Origin of the sequence: Ureibacillus suwonensis, assembly GCF_042655065.1 — a bacterium.
Classification (GTDB): Bacteria; Bacillota; Bacilli; order Bacillales_A; family Planococcaceae; genus Ureibacillus; species Ureibacillus suwonensis.
In genome coordinates this window covers 1-20,147 of sequence record NZ_JBHSNQ010000176.1, presented here as the reverse complement: position 1 = coordinate 20,147, position 20,147 = coordinate 1, and the positions used below count along the sequence as shown (strand labels likewise).

The 20,147-nt window shown below is 41.0% G+C and carries 16 protein-coding genes, 1 pseudogene and 1 riboswitch; of the genes and pseudogenes, 10 read left to right on the top strand and 7 right to left on the bottom strand.

The window, feature by feature from the left end:
* Positions 1–199 precede the first annotated feature (199 nt).
* From ACFPOH_RS13345 to ACFPOH_RS13335, 3 genes are all read right to left on the bottom strand, one after another.
* The gene (locus ACFPOH_RS13345; RefSeq protein WP_342468483.1) at positions 200–1,495 is read right to left on the bottom strand and encodes an arsenic transporter; all 1,296 of its coding nucleotides are present in this window, start codon (positions 1,493–1,495) and stop codon (positions 200–202) included.
* Between the two features lie 137 nt (positions 1,496–1,632).
* Positions 1,633–2,526 carry a 4-hydroxy-tetrahydrodipicolinate synthase gene (gene dapA, locus ACFPOH_RS13340; RefSeq protein WP_390310122.1) on the bottom strand — a complete coding sequence of 298 codons (894 nt, stop codon included), beginning with the start codon at positions 2,524–2,526 and terminating at the stop codon, positions 1,633–1,635.
* Positions 2,527–2,635: 109 nt separating this feature from the next.
* A riboswitch (Lysine riboswitch) is annotated at positions 2,636–2,814 on the bottom strand.
* Between the two features lie 363 nt (positions 2,815–3,177).
* Entirely contained in the window at positions 3,178–3,825 is a 648-nt protein-coding gene (locus ACFPOH_RS13335) for a restriction endonuclease (RefSeq protein WP_390310120.1), read from the bottom strand.
* 156 nt (positions 3,826–3,981) lie between these two features.
* On the opposite strand from ACFPOH_RS13335, the gene ACFPOH_RS13330 reads away from it, so the two are divergent.
* A complete protein-coding gene (locus ACFPOH_RS13330) occupies positions 3,982–5,046 on the top strand; it encodes an LLM class flavin-dependent oxidoreductase (protein ID WP_390310118.1) in 1,065 nt (354 codons plus the stop codon).
* 107 nt (positions 5,047–5,153) lie between these two features.
* Here ACFPOH_RS13330 and ACFPOH_RS13325 read toward each other — a convergent pair whose 3' ends face one another.
* Positions 5,154–6,077, bottom strand: coding sequence for a ketopantoate reductase family protein (locus ACFPOH_RS13325; protein WP_342468487.1), 924 nt, complete (start codon positions 6,075–6,077; stop codon positions 5,154–5,156).
* A gap of 470 nt (positions 6,078–6,547) precedes the next feature.
* Between ACFPOH_RS13325 and ACFPOH_RS13320 the strand changes: the two genes are divergently transcribed.
* The 6 genes from ACFPOH_RS13320 (at position 6,548) to ACFPOH_RS13295 (ending at position 13,744) form a co-directional block, all read left to right on the top strand.
* Entirely contained in the window at positions 6,548–7,396 is an 849-nt protein-coding gene (locus ACFPOH_RS13320) for a DegV family protein (RefSeq protein WP_390310116.1), read from the top strand.
* A gap of 140 nt (positions 7,397–7,536) precedes the next feature.
* On the top strand, positions 7,537–8,013 hold the full coding sequence (locus tag ACFPOH_RS13315; protein WP_342580428.1) for a flavin reductase family protein: 477 nt from the start codon (positions 7,537–7,539) through the stop codon (positions 8,011–8,013).
* 190 nt (positions 8,014–8,203) lie between these two features.
* The gene (locus tag ACFPOH_RS13310; RefSeq protein ID WP_342581832.1) at positions 8,204–10,099 is read left to right on the top strand and encodes a PrkA family serine protein kinase; all 1,896 of its coding nucleotides are present in this window, start codon (positions 8,204–8,206) and stop codon (positions 10,097–10,099) included.
* A 168-nt stretch (positions 10,100–10,267) separates the two neighbouring features.
* Positions 10,268–11,428 (top strand): sporulation protein YhbH, encoded by a 1,161-nt coding sequence (gene yhbH, locus ACFPOH_RS13305; RefSeq protein WP_390310114.1) that lies wholly within the window; start codon positions 10,268–10,270, stop codon positions 11,426–11,428.
* Between the two features lie 13 nt (positions 11,429–11,441).
* Positions 11,442–12,848: a SpoVR family protein gene (locus ACFPOH_RS13300; RefSeq protein ID WP_390310112.1), complete on the top strand. Its 1,407-nt coding sequence runs from the start codon at positions 11,442–11,444 to the stop codon at positions 12,846–12,848.
* 209 nt (positions 12,849–13,057) lie between these two features.
* A complete protein-coding gene (locus tag ACFPOH_RS13295) occupies positions 13,058–13,744 on the top strand; it encodes a DUF2238 domain-containing protein (RefSeq protein ID WP_342580426.1) in 687 nt (228 codons plus the stop codon).
* A 68-nt stretch (positions 13,745–13,812) separates the two neighbouring features.
* Here the strand turns inward: ACFPOH_RS13295 and ACFPOH_RS13290 are convergent.
* The 3 genes and pseudogenes from ACFPOH_RS13290 to ACFPOH_RS13280 form a co-directional block, all read right to left on the bottom strand.
* Positions 13,813–15,441 (bottom strand): annotated as a pseudogene (locus ACFPOH_RS13290) (catalase).
* Positions 15,442–15,443: 2 nt separating this feature from the next.
* On the bottom strand, positions 15,444–17,117 hold the full coding sequence (locus tag ACFPOH_RS13285) for a ribonuclease J (RefSeq protein ID WP_390310109.1): 1,674 nt from the start codon (positions 17,115–17,117) through the stop codon (positions 15,444–15,446).
* 114 nt (positions 17,118–17,231) lie between these two features.
* Positions 17,232–17,465, bottom strand: coding sequence for a glutaredoxin family protein (locus ACFPOH_RS13280; protein WP_342468495.1), 234 nt, complete (start codon positions 17,463–17,465; stop codon positions 17,232–17,234).
* A gap of 236 nt (positions 17,466–17,701) precedes the next feature.
* Between ACFPOH_RS13280 and ACFPOH_RS13275 the strand changes: the two genes are divergently transcribed.
* The 3 genes from ACFPOH_RS13275 (at position 17,702) to ACFPOH_RS13265 (ending at position 20,025) form a co-directional block, all read left to right on the top strand.
* Complete coding sequence (locus tag ACFPOH_RS13275) at positions 17,702–18,370, top strand: hypothetical protein (protein ID WP_342580425.1); 669 nt, start codon at positions 17,702–17,704, stop codon at positions 18,368–18,370.
* A gap of 146 nt (positions 18,371–18,516) precedes the next feature.
* Positions 18,517–19,644, top strand: a complete 1,128-nt coding sequence (locus tag ACFPOH_RS13270; RefSeq protein ID WP_342580424.1) for a TIGR04053 family radical SAM/SPASM domain-containing protein — start codon at positions 18,517–18,519, stop codon at positions 19,642–19,644.
* 192 nt (positions 19,645–19,836) lie between these two features.
* Entirely contained in the window at positions 19,837–20,025 is a 189-nt protein-coding gene (locus tag ACFPOH_RS13265; RefSeq protein ID WP_390310106.1) for a hypothetical protein, read from the top strand.
* The last annotated feature ends 122 nt before the right edge of the window (positions 20,026–20,147 follow it).

Sequence of the window (20,147 nt, the reverse complement as noted above, 5' to 3'; positions counted from 1 at the left end):
ATTACCCAAAACTTAGCGAAAATAAAAACAGCTTAGGGGAACCTCGAATTTCCCCTAAGCCATCCGATTACATATTACCAAATAATGTCACTAAAATTTATTCACCAACACCATTTGACAAAGAACCTTTCTTTATCAATTAAATCCGATATTATTTTAACCATAATGCCCAATATTAGACGTGCGATACGAAAAAACATTAAAAAATTAAAAACGTCAAATACAAACCGGCCAACGTGAAAAATAATATTGGGAGGGTTAACACAATTCCCATTTTAAAATAAGTTCCCCAGGAAATTTTGATTCCTTTCGTTTTAAGAACATGCAGCCATACAAGTGTTGCAAGCGATCCGATCGGTGTAATTTTTGGTCCTAAATCGGAACCGATGACATTGGCGAAAATCAAAGCATCCTGAATGGTACCGGATGTATTTGTTTCTGCGATGGCCAATGAGTCAATCATGATGGTCGGCAAATTATTCATCACGGAAGAAAGAAAAGCTGCAAGATAGCCCATTCCAATGGTTGCAGTGAATAATCCTCCCTGCGAAGTCCATTCAATCACGTAAGCGATTGCTTTTGTAAAGCCGGCATTCCCAAGACCATATACAACGAGATACATACCGATGGAGAAAAATACGATATTCCAGGGTGCCCCTTTGATCACCGCCTTAATATTCACAGCCGGACTTTTCCAAGCCAAAGCCAGAAGGAAAATCGCCATGATCCAGCCGATGACGCAAACAGGGATATGTATCAGTTCAGCTGTAAAATAACCGATTAATAATACAACCATCACGGGCCATGCCAATTTGAACAATTTTTTATCCCGGACGGCTTCCCGGGGATTTTTGAGCATTGCTGCATCATATTTTGGTGGAATGGATTTTCGGAAATACAGATACAACACAAGGATGGTTGCCATCAAAGAAAATAAATTTGGCACTATCATTCGCAGAGCATATTCCTTGAAACTCACACCAAAAAAATCGGCGGCAATGACATTCACCAGATTGCTGATTAGAAAGGGAAGAGAGGTGGTGTCAGCGATAAAACCGCTTGCCATAATGAAAGGAAAAATCATTTTTTCGCTTAATTGCAGATTCCGCACCATGGCTAGCACTATGGGTGTCAAGATCAATGCGGCACCATCATTGGAGAAAAAGGCTGAAACGAAAGCTCCAAGGACTGTGACGAAAATAAACATTCTTACGCCGTTCCCTTTCGCGATACGGGCCATGTGCAACGCGGACCATTCAAATAAACCGATTTGATCCAAAATCAATGAAATAATGATGATGGCGATAAATAACAAGGTGGCATTCCAAGTGATATCCACAACCGAAAAAACGTCTTTAATATCCACCACTCCGACGAGCAGCGCCAGGACTGCCCCTCCGCATGCAAACCATCCGATACTTATATTTTTTGGTTGGCGTATTACGAGGAAGAGCGTAAAGATGAATATTAGGACAGCGAATAGTAAGTTAAGCAAAACCGGATCCTCCAACCCAACTGAATTGTTTGAATGTCTAAATGTCACAATTGCTATTTTATAATATTGATTTCCATTTTCCCATTAATTCTTTGTGTCGTTTGCATAAAAAAAACCTGCCGGCAAAAGGCAGGGGATTAAGAAATCAATTCCAATTTAAGATCCAGATTTTTTAATAATTGTTCAATCGTTTTTTGTTGTTCTTCGTTCAATGGCACTAATGGCAGGCGCACACCACCGACGGATATGCCTTTTAAGTTTAATGCCGCTTTTACAGGTACAGGGTTTGGTGCTATGAACATCCCTTTCATGATTGGCAATAGTCTGCGATGCTCTTTCGCCGCTTCATGAATATTGCCATTTAAGAAATGTTGAATCATTGTTTTCATTTCGTTGCCGATGATATGGGAAGCCACGGAAATGACCCCAGTGCCTCCAACAGCCAAAGAAGGCAATGTCAAGCTGTCGTCTCCGCTATAAAGGGAGAAGTCATCCGGCGTATTTTCGATGATTTGCGCCATTGCATCCAAACTTCCACTTGCTTCTTTGATGGCAACGATATTCGGGATTTCCGCAAGGCGAACTACAGTGTCAACGGATAGATTGACTACGCTGCGACCCGGAATATTATATAAAATCACTGGCAGTTTAGTACTTTGAGCGATGCTTTTGAAGTGTTCGTACATGCCTTCCTGGTTCGGCTTATTGTAGTATGGTGTAACTAACATGACACCATCCACACCGGCTTCCTCCGCTTTTTCCGTAAGTTCAATGGAAGCTCTCGTATTATACGAGCCGGTACCTGCAATTACAGGAACTCTTCCATTTACGGTTTTTACGACAAATTTGAATAGTTCGACTTTTTCACCTTCTGTTAAAGTAGGTGATTCTCCGGTTGTACCGCATACAATCAAGCCGTCTGTTCCATTGGCAATCAAATAATCGACCAACTTTTGCGTAGCGTCAAAATCTACGTCACCATTTTGGTCAAATGGCGTTACCATTGCAGTTAATACTCTTCCAAAATTCATTTCTTCTCCACATCCTTTTCATTTTTTTGTAATGGAGAAGGGCAATTGTCAATTAAACGCAAAAAGCAACAACGAAGAGCTTCGTTGTTGCAAAAAAATTGAATTTTTTGCGTAAGATAGCCCTCCATATAGTTTCCTATATGACAGTCCTGCACTTATTCAATGCAGAACCAGCCTCTGGAAAAATGAGTTTCCAGAGACTTCGGCAAATCCCCCTTTCCACAATCATCATTGGACCTCATTATCCTCAAACTGTGTACTCTTGGTCTTTGCGCCTCTATCCTTACTTCAAAACAATATTGAATTGAAATAAGTCGATGTATAATTAAATACATTTTATATTCTTTTTATTGGAAATGCAATATTTATTAAGTATCAAGAACGTATAAATGTTTTTAATATTATATAAAATGCAGAAAAATTTGAAATATTCAAGTGGAAGGGTGAAAAATTAAGAAATTTAATTGTTATTCTTACTTTCATGAATAATGAAGATCAATTGGATTTGGTGTGGACTGCAATGAATCAAACGGCCTTGGGGAACCAGGGTTTCCCAAGCGGTAATGCGGATGACTTGAAAAGAGTGCCCTAAAGGGGAATATTGGAAAAATGGATTCGCCGGTTTTCAATGAAAAAACCGGCGAATGGTTTTTATTTATGGTGCAAAATATAGGATAAAGCCGATTGGAAAAAGTACTTCTTCTTTTCGTCATTCATCTTCAACAGTTCGTCCTGATTGATTAACTGTATGTGGTGTAACGGGGAATATTTCTTTGCAGATGCAGTAAAGGATTGATTGGAAACGATCAATGCGCCATTCGCCCCATGCCTTTTTCTTTTGGCGGCTATTTTTTGGACCCTTCGAATATCGACAGCCTTTTGTGACTCGAGAATTTGCACAATATATTTTTTTGTGCCTTTCCATAAAATAAGGTCAACATCATAACCATCCAGCTCTTTTGTGACGATTGCGACATATCCCCGCTTTTCAAAATGGGATTTTAATAAATAAAGGTATTCAATTTTTTGTAAATGGTCTTGTGTCAAATCCGCTTCCCAGTCATCATTTTTCACCATGTGAATCATGCGGCAAATCAAATAGAAAAGAAAGCGGAAACTGGATACTCTGAAAGGTTTATAAAAAATGATCACCGTGATGAAAAGCATCAAATACAACTTAAGATCAAATATATCCGGATTGATTGAAAAGGAACTGTAAAGGGCAATGACAATTCCGAAACTGAACATGAGAATCATTAAAAACTCAATCGCTTTGCTGCCAAAATTTCTTTGTTTCATCGTTGTTCATTCCTTGTTTTTAATTCTATTTTTTACGTGTTGCCCGAAATCTATTCCTAAAACAGAATAATTGATTACCACCGGGATATTTGTGTATGATAAGAAAAACATTTCAATTTCGAGATAAATAGAGTTGGAATTTTTGGAGGATGAAGAATGGAAATAGGATTAACGACATTTGTTGAAACGACTCCCGATGTAAGAACCGGAAAAGTGATCAGTCATGCTGAACGCCTCCGGGAAGTGGTGGAAGAAATCGAACTGGCGGATGCAGTGGGATTGGATGTTTACGGTGTTGGGGAACATCATCGGAAGGATTACGCCTGTTCAGCTCCTGCCGTTTTGCTTGCAGCTGCGGCAACGAAAACAAAACGCATCAGGCTGACAAGTGCGGTAACGGTATTATCATCCGATGATCCTGTCCGGGTGTATCAACAATTTGCCACGCTGGATGCGATTTCCAATGGACGGGCGGAAATTATGGCCGGCAGAGGTTCTTTCATTGAATCTTTCCCGCTGTTTGGGTATGACTTAAAGGATTATGATGAATTGTTTGAGGAAAAATTGCAATTATTGCTGCAAATTCAAAAAAATGAATTGATTCATTGGAACGGGAAACATCGTCCAAGCATTGATGGCAGAGGAGTGTATCCGAGACCGGAAAAAGAGGTTCCCATTTGGATTGCAAGCGGCGGGACTCCACAATCGGTAGCACGGGCAGGGGTATTGGGATTGCCATTATGTTTGGCAATCATCGGCGGCAGTCCATTGCAATTTGCCCCTTTGGTGAAGCTGTATTACCGCGCGGCTAAAGAAGCGGGACATGATCTTTCAAAACTTAAAGTGGCCACCCATTCTCACGGGTTTGTGGCAGATACGACGGAAGAAGCGGTGGAAAAATTTTTCCCTCCAACCCAATATGCAATGAATGTTTTAGGCAGGGAACGGGGATGGGGACCATATACCCAAGCGACTTTCGATTACGCCAGAAGTATGGAAGGGGCACTGTATTGCGGGGATGTTAAAACCGTCGCCGAAAAAATAATTTTCTTGCGCAAAAATGTGGGAGTAACCCGCTTTATGCTGCACTGCCCTGTTGGCTCTATGGCACATGAAGATGTGATGAGATGTATTGAGTTGTTAGGAAAAGAAGTGGCGCCGATTGTCCGGGAAGAAGTGGCAAAATGGGAAGCGGAAGGGAATGGGCAAATCGAATTTTAAGCAATAAAAAAAGCGGATTGGAAAATGGTTCTTTTTCCAATCCGTTTTTTGACCGACAAAAGTATTCCCCAGGAAAACAACCGTCAAATGATGACCATATCCGGAGGTTAATGAACGTATTCGGCTTCCATTTCTTTTATTTTTTCGTACAGCATTTTATTCACAGGCGTATCGATTCCGTATTTTTCTCCAAGTTTAAGTACGGTGCCGGAGAATAATTCCACTTCACTTGGCCGCTTTGCATCTACATCTTGCGCCATGGATGGTTTTCCATCAGGGCTTAAAGTGCTTAATACATCGAGCCAATATTGCAAATCCTGTTCGGATAACGGGACACCCGCTTTCTCGGAAATGGCAATGACTTCTTTCATCGCAGCAATCATCGTATTTCTTGCTTCCCCTTCATTTTGCACTGTCCCGTAATTGCCCTTGTAGACGGCGACCGTTTGATTGACCCCAACGTTCAACATAAATTTTCCCCAGAGGCGATGGGTCATGTTCGTATCTACTTGATGGGGGAGTTGGACGGAATCGAAAAATTCTCTTAGGCCTTTTGTTTTTTCGCTGATGATGCCTGGTTCTTTATCGCCAAAAACGAGAATCCCTTTATGGTCATAAGTCAGTTTGTTGCCGACTTTTACTGCATCCATGCCTTGCGCAACGCAGTAAAGGACTTTGTCAAAACCGTAAGCTTGCCCGATCATTTCTTCGCTAATGATGCCGTTCAACGCGGAAATGATGATTGTATTTTCTCCAACGTGGTGTTTGGCAAAGCGAATGGCTTCCTCCAAACCGTGAAATTTCACCGTAAAAATAAGCAAATCTGCCGGTTCCACCTGTTCATCAGGCGTTACATAGCGAAATTCACATTTTTCCCCATTGCAGAATACGCCTTCATTTTTATATTTTTGTATGCGTTGTTCATCGGCGATGATCCGTACATTTTCTTTGGGCAATTTTTTTGATAAATGGTGGCCATACATGATGCCCAGCGCACCGAGACCGATGATGGATACCCTTTGTATTCTCATGATTGAACCTTCCTTCATCCTCTTCATTTTTTACAACCCTTTGTTTAGTTTACCAAATACTGCCGTATGAAAGAACCGATTTGCTGTGGGGAATTTATCCATTCAATGTTCCTTGCAAATTGTAAAAAGTGGTTTGGAACAAAAAAGAGGTGCGGGAGGATTCCCGCACCAAAGGGAGTAGATAAGAAAGGGGTTTTGAAAGTAAGGATTTAAAGCATGGGGCAACAATGTAAATGCTTTTACAAATTGTAATCCATCCATCCTTTTGTCTAAATTGTACCCCGAATGAGTGAAGTTTAAAAGCAAGATAATGGATTTTCAAAGATTATTCAAAACTTTTTGAACAGTTATGGACAAACGATTATTCAAATGTTTTAAGGAAAAGTACTTCATAATGATTTTACGGATATGGAATGTGTTATAATTGAAGAAATTTTGTGGGATAAGAAAAAATATTTGAGGTGAACTGTATGATTAAAATTACAGCTGATAGTACATGTGATTTATCTCCCCAAATTATAGAACAATTTGATATTTCATTGATGCCTTTGCATGTATTGATTGATGACGAAGATTTCCGCGATGGTATTGATATTGAACCGAAAGATATATTCCGTTATGTCGGACAGGAAGGAAAATCATGCAAAACGGCGGCGGTCAATACGTTTGAATATGAAAATTTTTTCAAGGAATTTTCCCAGAATTATGATGCGGTGATACATATCAGTTTAGGTTCAGGTTTTTCCTCTTGCTGCCAAAATGCAAAAATGGCTGCCCAACAGTTTGATAATGTGTATGTGGTGGATTCGCAAAATCTTTCAACTGGAAGCGGTCACATTGTTTACGAAGCCGCACTGATGGCACAAGAAGGGGTTCAACCGGAAGAGATTGTCAAACATTTGGAAGAGGTGGCTCCTAAAGTGGATGCCAGCTTCGTTATTGATACAATGGAATACTTGAGAAAAGGCGGACGTTGTTCCGGAATTGAAGCGTTCGGCGCCACTTTGTTAAGAATTAAACCGTCCATCGAAGTGGTCGATGGAAAAATGATTGTCGGCAAAAAATATCGGGGAAATTTTGACCGTTGCATCGTGAATTATGTAAAAGATCGTCTTGAAAATAACAATGATATCGATTATTCAAGAGTGTTCATCACCCATTCCTATTGCTCGCCGGAAACGGTTCAAAAAGTGAGAGAGGCCGTTGAAACCTATGCTAATTTCGAACAAATCATCGAAACGACTGCAGGCTGCACCATTTCCTCCCACTGCGGACCCAATACGTTAGGAATCCTGTATAAAAGAAAAAGTAAAAAATGACGGGAATAGCAAACTGTCTGGAAGAACTTCCGGACAGTTTTTTTCGTGTGCAATGCAAGTCCTAAAATGTGGAAAAATATACACGGTTGTTTGTATAATAAAACTAGAATCATTTTAAAAGAATACCAGGAGGGATTGGAATGGATCCGAAGGCGAAAAGAACAGCACTTAGAGGTATCACATACGGGTTGTATATTATTGGTACAAAAGATAATGAAGGGGTAAACGGCTTTGCAGGAAACTTTTTAACACAAACTTCTTTTGAGCCGCCTCTTGTAGCGATTGCTGTAAAAGAGGGCACCCGCTCCCAAAAACAGATCGCAGAAAGCGGCGTATTCAGCGTCAATATTTTGGAAAGCGGACAAAAAGATATGGTCACTGCTTTCTTTAAATCATTGCAACCGGAAGGCAATACATTGGCTGGCTATGAATTCTACACGGAAGAAACAGGCTGCCCGATTTTTAAAGATGCATTGAGTTTCTTCGAATGCAAAGTGGTGGACAAGGTTGAAAAAGGAGACCATTACATTTACGTTGGAGAAGTGATCAATGCCGGCGTCCATCGCGAAGGCGATCCGCTTACAATGAAAGAAACCGGCTTCTATTATGGCGGATAAAATTTTTCATAAAAACAATGTCCCAACATAATATGGTATTGGGAGTTTTGAAAAGCTTTCCTAAAGCAATCATGCTTAGGGGAGCTTTTTTCTATCTCATAGACTCGCAAATTAAAATTCTTTGGTATCAGAAACAAAACGTAAACATACTATGATATAAATTAAAAGCCCTGAATGGAGGGAAGGCGCTATCGATATCTTAAAGAAAATCAGAGAACATAGAGAAGAAGAGGAAAAGCTGAAGTGGGAAGGTACCTTTGCCGAGTATTTGGAAATTGTAAAAAAACGGCCAGAAGTTGCACAATCCGCACATGCTCGCGTTTACAATATGATTAAAAGCGCAGGGATAGAGGAAAAAAATGGACAAAAGATATATAAATTTTTCAGCAATGAAATCTTCGGATTGGAGTCAACGATTGAACGGCTGGTGGAAGAATATTTCCATCCCGCAGCAAAAAGACTGGATGTACGGAAACGGATTTTGCTTCTCATGGGGCCGGTCAGCGGTGGGAAATCAACCATTGTCACTTTGTTAAAGCGGGGATTGGAGAAATATACCCGCACCGATGAAGGAGCGGTCTATGCCATCAAAGGATGCCCGATGCATGAAGATCCATTGCATTTAATCCCCCATCATCTCCGGGAGGATTTCTACAAAGAATACGGCATCCGCATTGAAGGCAGTTTATCGCCATTGAATCAATTGCGTTTGGAACAGGAATATGGCGGCCGTATTGAAGATGTCATCGTGGAGCGCATTTTCTTCTCGGAAGATAAACGCGTCGGAATTGGGACATTCACCCCATCCGATCCAAAATCCCAAGACATCGCAGATTTGACAGGCAGCATCGATTTCTCGACGATTGCGGAATACGGTTCGGAATCCGATCCGCGAGCCTACCGTTTTGACGGCGAATTGAATAAAGCAAACCGCGGGTTGATGGAATTCCAGGAAATGTTAAAACTTGATGAGAAATTTTTATGGCACTTATTGTCTTTGACTCAGGAAGGAAACTTCAAAGCGGGCCGGTTCGCGTTAATTTCAGCCGATGAGCTTATCGTGGCCCATACGAACGAAACCGAATACCGTTCCTTCATTGCCAATAAAAAGAACGAAGCGCTTCACTCAAGAATTATCGTAATGCCTGTACCATACAATTTAAAAGTGAGCGAAGAAGTGAAAATTTATGAAAAAATGATCAAGGAAAGCGATATGGCCCATGTGCATATAGCCCCGCACGCATTAAGAGTCGCCGCCATCTTCTCAGTATTGACAAGACTGGAAGTGCCGAAAAAACAAGGCATAGACATTGTGAAAAAAATGCGGCTTTACGACGGTGAAACGGTGGAAGGATATAATTCAGCGGATGTGGAGGAATTGAAAAAAGAATATCCGAATGAAGGAATGAAGGGCATCGATCCACGCTATGTCATCAACCGCATTTCATCGGCCATTATCCGCAAAGAAGTGCCATCCATCAATGCGTTGGACGTTTTAAGGTCATTAAAAGATGGACTAGATCAACATCCATCCATCTCGCCGGAAGAGCGGGAAAAATATTTGAACTACATTGCCATCGCAAGACGGGAATATGATGAAATCGCGAAAAATGAAGTGCAAAAAGCCTTCGTATATTCCTATGAAGAATCTGCCAAAACGCTTTTAAACAACTATTTGGACAATGTGGAAGCTTATTGCAACAAACAAAAAATCAAAGATCCGCTGACTGGCGAAGAATTGCCGCCGGATGAAAAATTGATGCGTTCCATCGAAGAACAAATCGGCATCTCCGAAAATGCGAAAAAGGCATTCAGGGAAGAAATTCTCATCCGCCTTTCCGCTTATGCCCGGAAAGGGAAGAAATTCGATTACAATTCCCACGAGAGACTGCGGGAAGCGATCCAAAAGAAACTGTTTGCGGATTTGAAAGATGTAGTCAAAATCACAACTTCCACAAAAACGCCGGATGAAGCACAGTTGAAAAAGATTAACGAAGTGATTGCCAGATTGATTGATGAATATGGTTATAATTCCACTTCAGCGAATGAATTGTTGCGTTATGTCGGCAGTTTGTTGAACAGATAAACCGAATACCGTTTCTGAACCATCAAACACTGTATGTGCTAAGATTTGTTCTTAGCACTTTTTTTAATAGAAAAATGTTGTGGTAATTCCATAAATCACGCGCATATGATAAAAAAAGTGATTTTCCAAGAGAATACGGGAAAATCATGAAAGATGGGTGATGATCAAATGAAAAAGAATAATAGGGACTATATCGTTTCAAGGGAAAATTGGTCTTTACATCGCAAGGGATATCAAGACCAGCAACGGCATATGGAAAAAGTCAGGGAAGCCATAAAAAATAATTTGCCTGATTTAATCAGTGAAGAAAGCATCATTATGTCAAACGGCCGTGATGTCATTAAAATTCCGATCCGTTCTCTCGATGAATATAAAATTCGATACAATTACGGAAAATCCAAACATGTAGGGCAGGGGCAAGGAGACAGCAAAATCGGCGATATTGTCGCGCGGGATTCCCAAGGCGGAGCCCAAGGTCCAGGGAAAGGAAAAGAGGCGGGAAATCTGCCTGGCAGAGACTATTATGAAGCGGAAGTCAGTCTGGAAGAAGTGCAAAACATTTTATTCAGCGAATTGGAATTGCCGAATCTGGAACAAAAGGAACTGTCCAATATCATAACAGAAAAAATTGAATTCAACGATATCCGCAAAAAAGGGTTAATGGGGAATATAGACAAAAAACGCACCATCCTTTCAGCCATTAAGCGAAATGCGCTGAGAGGAAAGGCGCAAATTACGCCGATCACCGAGGAAGATTTGCGTTTTAAAACCTGGAATGAGGTAGTGAAACCGGAATCCAATGCGGTTGTATTAGCGATGATGGATACAAGTGGAAGTATGGGCAATTTTGAGAAATATTGCGCCCGGTCATTTTTCTTTTGGATGACCCGCTTTTTGCGGACGAAATACGAAAAAGTGGAAATTGAGTTTATTGCCCACAGTACGGAAGCGAAGGTCGTAACGGAAGAAGAATTTTTCACAAAAGGGGAAAGTGGAGGAACGATTTGTTCGTCCGCCTATTTGAAAGCGCTCGAGCTTATTAAACGGAAGTATAGCCCAAACCGTTACAATATATATCCAGTTCACTTTTCAGACGGTGAAAACATGTCCAGCGACAATGAAAAATGTTTGAAGCTTGTCGGTGAACTGATGAAAGTTTCCCAAATGTTCGGATATGGGGAAGTGAACGCTCTGAACCGTTATTCCACATTAATGAACACGTATAAAAAAATCGATAACCCGAAATTCCGCCATTATGTGATCCGGCAGAAAAGCGATGTCTACGAAGCGTTAAAAAGCATGTTCCGCAAACAGGAAGCGAATGCTTAAAGGGGTGAATGAAGTGGATAAAGAACTTCAAAAAGCAATCGATGAAATTACGGAAATCGCGATCGGATTCGGGTTGGATTTTTACCCAATGCGATATGAAATCTGCCCTGCGGATATCATTTATACAATCGGAGCCTACGGGATGCCGACGAGGTTTTCCCACTGGAGCTTCGGAAAGCAATTTTACAAAATGAAATTGCATTATGATTTGGGCCTTAGCCAAATATACGAACTTGTCATCAATTCGGATCCATGTTACGCCTTTTTGCTGGAATCCAACACCCTCACGCAAAACAAACTGATAGTTGCCCATGTATTGGCCCATTGCGATTTCTTTAAAAATAATGTCCGTTTTTCCAATACGAGAAGGGACATGGTGGAAAGCATGACGGCCACGGCTGAACGCATCGCAAGCTATGAACGGCAATATGGCAAATATGAAGTGGAACAATTTTTGGATGCGGTTTTGTCCATTCAGGAACATATCGATCCTTCTTTAATAAGACCGCAGTTATTGTACGAAGAGGAAGAAGAGGGTGAAGAAGAAAACATCATACTGCCAACACCTTACGACGATTTATGGAAGCTGGATGAACGGTTGGAGGAAAAAAAGGAACAGCCGAAGAAGCAAAAAAAGAAAAAATTTCCTCCAAAACCGGAGAAGGATTTGCTGCTGTTCATAGAACAATACAGCCGGGAGTTGGAAGAGTGGCAGCGGGACATCATGACCATGATGCGGGAAGAAATGTTGTATTTCTGGCCGCAACTTGAAACAAAAATCATGAATGAAGGATGGGCATCCTATTGGCATCAACGGATCATGCGGGAGCTTGATCTGGATACGGCTGAAACGATTGAATATGCGAAGCTCAATGCCGGGGTGCTCCAACCATCGAGAACCTCCATCAACCCTTATTATTTAGGATTAAAAATTTTTGAGGATATTGAACGGCGTTACGACAACCCGACGGAAGAAATGAAAAAAATGGGGGTCAAACCGGGATCAGGCAGGGAAAAAATCTTTGAAGTGCGGGAGATCGAATCGGATATTTCCTTCATCCGCAACTATTTGACAAAGGAACTGGTGGAACAAGAGGATCTATATTTGTTCGAGAAAAAAGGCAATACGTATCAAATTACGAACAAAGACTTTGAAAAAATCCGGGACCAACTTGTTTCGATGAGGGTGAACGGAGGATTTCCATACATCGTTGTTGAAGACGGGGATTATTTAAGAAACGGAGAATTGTATTTGAAACATTACTATGAAGGAATGGAACTGGATTCGTATTATTTGGAAAATGTATTGCCTTATATTTATCGTCTCTGGGGACGCCCTGTCCATATGGAAACGGTGGTTGAAGGAAAACCTGTCCTTTATTCTTATGATGGGAAACGGAATTCAAGAAAGACTCTATGAATCCATGATGGGTTTTGTTGAAGCTCATGAAAAAATTCATGGGCTTTTATTTTTTTATTGCTATGAATTTATTATGTTTACGAAGAAATAGCATCAACATCGCACTTAACGTTAGGTAACTCTTCTAAAATTTTGCTAATATAAAAGTATAGCACAATGGAACTAGTATTTTGAATTTTGTGTTATGCACCTAGGAGAGAAAAACAATTATGTTAAGAAAATTAAATTGGAAAAAAATCACTTGGGCTATTTTGTTTGTTTCATTATTGCTTTCGGTTATCTTTATCATTTCCCGGATGATCATGGCACCAGCGGAATTGAAAGCGATGGAGGAGCATGCGAAAGTCAAGACCGATTATGTTTTGATGCTTTTGCAATGCATTTCGGGATTATTGATTATGATGATTCCGACTTTCATTGAACGGAAAATTTCGATCGATATTCCCGACTCAATCGAAGTCATCTTTTACACTTTTCTCTTTTGTGCCATCTATTTGGGGGAAGTGAGAAACTTTTATTATTTGGTTCCTTATTGGGATACGATACTGCATGCATTCAGCGGAGTGATGCTGGGAGCCCTGGGATTCATTTTGGTGAGATTTTTGAATGAGTCAAAACATACACATATTCAATTAACCCCGTTTTTCGTTTCTTTTTTTGCTTTTTGTTTTGCGGTCACAATGGGGACACTGTGGGAAATTTATGAGTTTTTGGCAGATGGGCTTTTATCAACCAATATGCAAAAATTTATCGCATCGGATTTTACGGTGCTCATTGGAAGAGAAGCTTTGAGTGATACGATGATGGATTTGATTGTGGATACAGTGAGCGCATTTTTTATTTCCTTGTATGGTTACATCCAATTAAAAAGATGGGAGAAACAAGGTTATCTTTAATCTTTGATAAAGATGAAACAAGCGTGTAGAAAGTCAGACTCTACACGCTTTTTTGACATTCGGCAATATTAATAAGATTGCGTTTCCCGCCCTTTTTGAACGGCTTCTTCCACCGCCTTTTTCGCATTGTGAGCGCCAAGCGGATGGAACTCTTCCGCAATTTCTTCACGGTTTTTCTCTTTATTTTTTGCTTCCAATCCTTCCCGTAAGCGTCTTCCGTATTCTTCATCGGCCGCTTCCGCATAAGAAATCATCTTTTCTTGTATATCTTTTGGGCAAATGGACAAGTCGTTGACAAGGTTATTGATCAGCTCGTCTTTTTCCCATTGTTCGAAATTGCGGTAAGTTTCTCCCGCTTGTTTAAAATCATTTCTCCGGTCGATCGGTTCCCGTAAAAGTTCCCCTTCGATCCATGGAGTATGTTCTGTTCCGACTTGTTCCGCTTCTTTCAAGCCGCCCATGCTGGAAGGCTCATAGTTGACGTGCGGGTTTTGATTTGGCCCTTTATCGTTGTGGTACCGCATTATACCGCCTTCATGGTTTGTGGCCACCCGTTTTTTTGGAGCGTTGATCGGGAGTTGCAGGTAGTTGGCCCCAAGGCGATAGCGCTGCGTATCGGAATAGGCGAAGGTTCTTCCTTGCAGCATTTTGTCATCGGAGAAATCAAGCCCATCCACAAGTACGCCTGTTCCAAAGGCGGCTTGTTCCACTTCAAGAAAATAGTTTTAAGGATTTTTGTTCAACACCATTCGTCCAACAGGAAGCCATGGGAACTGATCTTTCGGCCAAAGTTTCGTGCAATCCAACGGGTCAAAGTCCAGCTCTGGATGAGGACCGTCCTCCATTATTTGAACGAACAATTCCCACTCCGGATAATCGCCTCTTTCGATGGCTTCATATAAATCCTGGGTGGCGTGGTTAAAGTTTTTCCCCTGTATTTCCTGGGCTTCCTTCGTCGTCAAATTCCTGATTCCCTGTTTTGGTTCCCAATGATATTTGACAAGAACCGCTTTTCCTTCACTGTTCACCCATTTGTAGGTATTTACTCCGGATCCCTGCATCATGCGGTAGTTTGCAGGAATTCCCCATGGGGAATAAATAAGGGTCACCATATGAAATGATTCCGGGGAATTCGCGCAAAAGTCAAAGAATCTTTTGGCGTCTTGAATATTTGTGACAGGATCCGGACGGAATGCGTGAATCATATCCGGAAATTTCATCGGATCCCGGATGAAGAAGATTTTTAAATTGTTACCGACCAGATCCCAGTTTCCATCTTCCGTATAAAACTTCACCGCAAAACCTCTTGGGTCCCGAACGGTCTCCGGGGAGTGGAGTCCGTGCACAACCGTTGAGAAACGGACGAATACAGGCGTTCTTTTTCCTTTTTCCTGGAACAATTTCGCTCTTGTATACTTTGAAGCGGGCTCGTTTCCGACGGTGCCGTAAGCTTCAAAGTAACCGTGGGCTCCGGCACCCCGTGCATGAACGATGCGCTCCGGAATTTTTTCCCGGTCAAAATGGCTGATCTTTTCAATGAAATCGTAGTTTTCCAGTAATGCCGGACCACGGTTACCGACTGTCCGGATGTTTTGATTGTCCGTCACCGGGTGGCCCTGACGGTTCGTTAATGTATCATCTTTTTCAATATTGGTCAGGTGTTTCTCATCGTTGTTTGTCATGATGTTCAACTCCATTATTAAATTGGCACAATAATTGGCAAAATCATCGGTTTTTTCTTCGTCTTTTCATATAAAAATTGTCCCACTTCTTTTTTGACGGCTTTTTTCATGGCAAAAAGATTCGGATCTTTCTCTTTGAAAGGTTCAATCGCTTTTCTTGCCATTTGATTGATATGGCGGATTAATTCCTCCGACTCTTTTGCATAGACAAAGCCTCTGGAAATGGAGTCCGGTTCTGATACCAGACTGCCGTCAGACTTGTCGATGGTAATGACAATGACGAGCATTCCTTCTTCTGACAACTGTTTTCGGTCTCTTAAGACGATATCTTCAATTCCTTCTTCACCAAATCCATCTACATAGGCATCTCCAGCCGGAATTTTTCTAGTTTGCCGTGCATCTTGATACTGAATATCCACCACATCGCCGTTGTTCAGAATGAAAATATTTTTTGGATCTACCCCGACATCTTCCGCCAATTTGGCATGCAAATGCATCATGCGGTATTCCCCGTGAATCGGTATGAAGTATTTTGGCTTCATTAATGTGAGCATCAGTTTCAAGTCTTCTTGATAGCCATGACCGGAAACATGCATTCCTGTTTTGCTGGCAGCACCGTAAATGACATTGGCGCCAAGTTTGAATAAGTTGTCCACAATTTTTGTGACATCTCTTTCGTTGCCAGGGATGGGGGACGCCGCAAAAATGACCGTATCTCCCGGGTCGATTCGAACATCCCGATTGCTGTTTGTAGAAAGTCTTGAAAGAGCGGCGAGAGGTTCACCCTGACTGCCTGTACAAAGAACAACGACTTTTTCGGACGGCCATTGTTTTACATCCTTTGCATCAATCAGCAGCCAATCAGGAATGTCGACATACCCGTATTTTTTGGCGACGCTGACGACATTCACCATGCTTCTGCCGAGCAAGGCTAGCTTACGGTCCGTCTTGATGGTTGCTTCAACGATCTGTTGTATACGATTAACATTGGATGCAAAGGTCGAAATAATAATTTTACCTGTTGCATTGAAGAAGGATTCTTCGATTTGTTTTCCCACTTCTCTTTCGGAAGGTGTCGACCCGGGCCGCTCCGCATTGGTGCTTTCCGAGATGAGAAGCAGCACACCGTCGTCTCCGGTCTTCGCCATTTTATGGATCTCTGAAAATTGCTGGTTTACAGGAGTGAGGTCAAATTTGAAGTCGCCTGTGTGAACCACTTTTCCCTCAGGCGTATGGAAGACGATGCCTAAGCAATCCGGTATGCTGTGGCTCACTTTAAAGAACGTCACTTGAATTTGGCCGAAATTCAATTCGGAGTCTGAATGAATTTCAATCAATGTGGATTCGCGGAAAATTTTATGCTCTTTCAGCTTTAATTCGATTAGTCCCAATGTAAATCGGGTCGCATACACGGGCACATTGATTTTTTTCAGAAAATACGGTATCCCTCCAATATGATCTTCGTGACCGTGGGTGACGATTATTCCCCGTATTTTATGTTGGTTTTCCAAAAGATAAGTAAAATCCGGAATGATTAAATCGACACCCAAAAAAGACCGATCGGCAAACTTTCCTCCACAGTCCACTATCACTAAATCATCGCCGTATTCAATCACATACATATTTTTCCCAATCTCGTTGATTCCACCGAGTGCAAAAATTGAAAGCATATCTTTAGATGACAAAATCATCCCCTCAATCCATCAAATTTCCTTTTATCAGTATTGGTTTTTCTTTTGTTTCATATACAGTGGAAAACAAAAAGGGCCTGCTTCCCAAATACCTTTGGGAGGCAGGCTGAACGGCTAATTTGATAATGCACGCATGATGGCGCTTGGATTGAATCCGACAATCCATTGGCCGTCAATTTCGATTTGAGGAACGCCCATTTGTCCGGTTTTGTTAACCAGATCAAACATGAGTTGAGGACTCTCTTCCACATTAATTTCTTTGAAAGGGATGTTTTGTTGCAGCAAAAAGTTTTTCACCATGACGCAATAAGGACAACTGCTCGTTGTATACACTGTTACGCTCTTCAAAAAATTTTCCCCCTTTTTCAAATTTTATAAATACCCCTATATGTATATTATTTAATTTCGATTTAAACGTCCATTTATAAGTATTTTATTTCGTATTGTTTATTTTTACATACAAGGGTATAAAACAACAAAATTGAACCGAATAATCATAAATCTCTTTTTCACGAATAGTATGGTTAATAAATAATAGAAAGATTGGAGTTTTGACGAATGGTTTTACTAGAGGTGATGATGGAATGACTCTCATTATTTGCGTGTTGGAAATAGTCTATTTGTTTTTATGGATGGGCTCGGGAAACAAGATATTTTTCCTTGTCGCATTGGCCATTTTTCTCTGGTGGATTTATGAAATGCGCAAAGAGGCGAAAATCCGCCAAGAGAAAATCGAACAGGATACGATTCAGAAACTGGAAAGAATTCCCCATAACAGAAGAGCGGTTTCGGAAGATTGTTTATCGGCCATATTATTGGACGAGACCGCAGAAACCTTTTACTATCTGCAAAGGGAAGATGTTGAATCGAATTTCAAAAAGAAGAGCTATTCATTCGATGAAATCTACGAATGCGCCATTGCGGTAAACGACAGTATATGCTGCCTCATCTCGAAAGGGGGCATTCATGGATGGTCAATTCTTCAAGATGATGTTGAAATCTATAATGAAGAGGATTTTAAAGAAGAGGATACCATCAAGAAATTAAGTTTAAAAATCATTGTAGATGATCTTTCAAAACCCCTGATTGAATTCACATTCTTCGAGGACAAACGCGGCATTGAAAAAGACTCTGATGAATATGAGGAAATATGGCGGGAGTGCAAAAAATGGCATCAAAAAATCAGCGTCATCATTAAACGGGACAACCGGGAAAGGGACAAGATTGCGGTAAACAGCTGGGCTCACAATTAGTTTGTTGGGAACGATCCTGAAAGGTTCAGTAAGGGTCGTTTTTTTATGGAAATTGTTATTTTTTATTCACAACTTTTATGTATTCCATCGGTTACAATTGTTTTAAAGATGTATATAAAATATTACTTTTAGAGAGTGTGATTGGAATGTTTAATCGAGATTATAATCAAAATCCCTTTATTGTCATTTGGGAGTTGACGAGGGCTTGTCAGCTGCATTGTTTGCATTGCCGTGCGGAAGCCCAGCACCATCGACATCCTTTGGAACTCGATTTTGAAGAAGGAAAAGCATTGATTGATCAGATTTATGAAATGGATAATCCGATGCTTGTCTTCACAGGAGGGGATCCCCTTGAGAGGGAAGATGTATTTGATTTGGCGGAATACGCAATCTCAAAAGGGATGAGGGTATCGATGACTCCATCGGCGACTCCGAATGTGACAAAAGAAGCCATTCAGAAGGCGAAAGAAATTGGGCTTGCAAGATGGGCGTTCAGTTTGGATGGGCATTGTGCGGAAGTGCATGACCATTTCCGGGGGACAAGCGGTTCATTTAATCTGACAATGAAAGCGATTTCATTTATACATGAGTTGGATTTGCCTTTGCAGATCAATACGGTCATCTCCCGCTACAATGTTGATTATTTGGATGAAATGGCAAAATTGGTGGAGGATTTGAATTGTGTTTTATGGAGCGTTTTTTTCCTTGTTCCAACCGGCAGAGGGAAAGAATCGGATATGATTTCCCCTGTAGAACATGAGAAGGTGTTCCGATGGCTTTATGATTTGTCGAAGAGAGTGCCTTTTGACATTAAAACAACGGCTGCCCAGCATTACCGCCGCGTCGTCATCCAGCAAAAATTCCGGGAACGCCAAGGAATGGTCGACCTTGACCATATTGATTATGAGGATGCATTAATGAAGGGGAAAACTGGCCAATTTGACGGCTTGGGAAGGGCTCCGCAAGGCGTCAATGACGGGAACGGCTTTTTGTTCATTTCCCATATAGGAGATGTCTATCCAAGCGGGCTCTTGCCGATTAAGGCAGGAAATGTACGCAAAACTCCATTGGCAGAAATCTATCGGGAATCAGAGATTTTTAAGAATCTAAGAAATCCGGATTTGTACAAAGGAAAATGCGGAGTGTGCGAATTCAATAAAGTATGCGGGGGTTCCCGTTCAAGAGCGTACAGTGTGACGGGAGATTATATGGAAAGCGAGCTGTATTGTGTATATATTCCAAAAGCAATGCGCAAGAAAGCCAAAGTGGAATAGGATATCAAATAGATGCCATAGGCGGTGAAGGGAATATCTTTTTCGCATATGGCATCCTTTTAGTTATATGTAAAAAACGATCGTTTTAGTGACGGTCGTTATTTTTATTGTTTTTTTTAAAAAAAAAACAAATAGAAAGGAGGAATCCAAAAGAAAAAAAGGTTTTCATATCCCTGTTTTAAGGGATGAAAAATGGGAAAGGGAGAACAAAGCAGTTATTGCTTTGTACAGAAAAATATCTATGAGCAGAGATATTTAAAACAATTCGCAAGAAATGCGTTGCGAATTGAGGGAGAAATTTATCGCCCTCCCGGATTTTGTCTGGAAATCTGGGGAAAGGATAACGCTGCTGAATTCGGTGTGGGACGAAAACTACAGTAAGCCCGAATTCAAATGACGCATTGAAAAACTTAAAACAGGGATTAAAAAAGCGTACCTATTAGTACGCATGACAAATAGCCCTACAATCTTGAATTTTTTCAGATTGAGGGCTATTTTGCTAT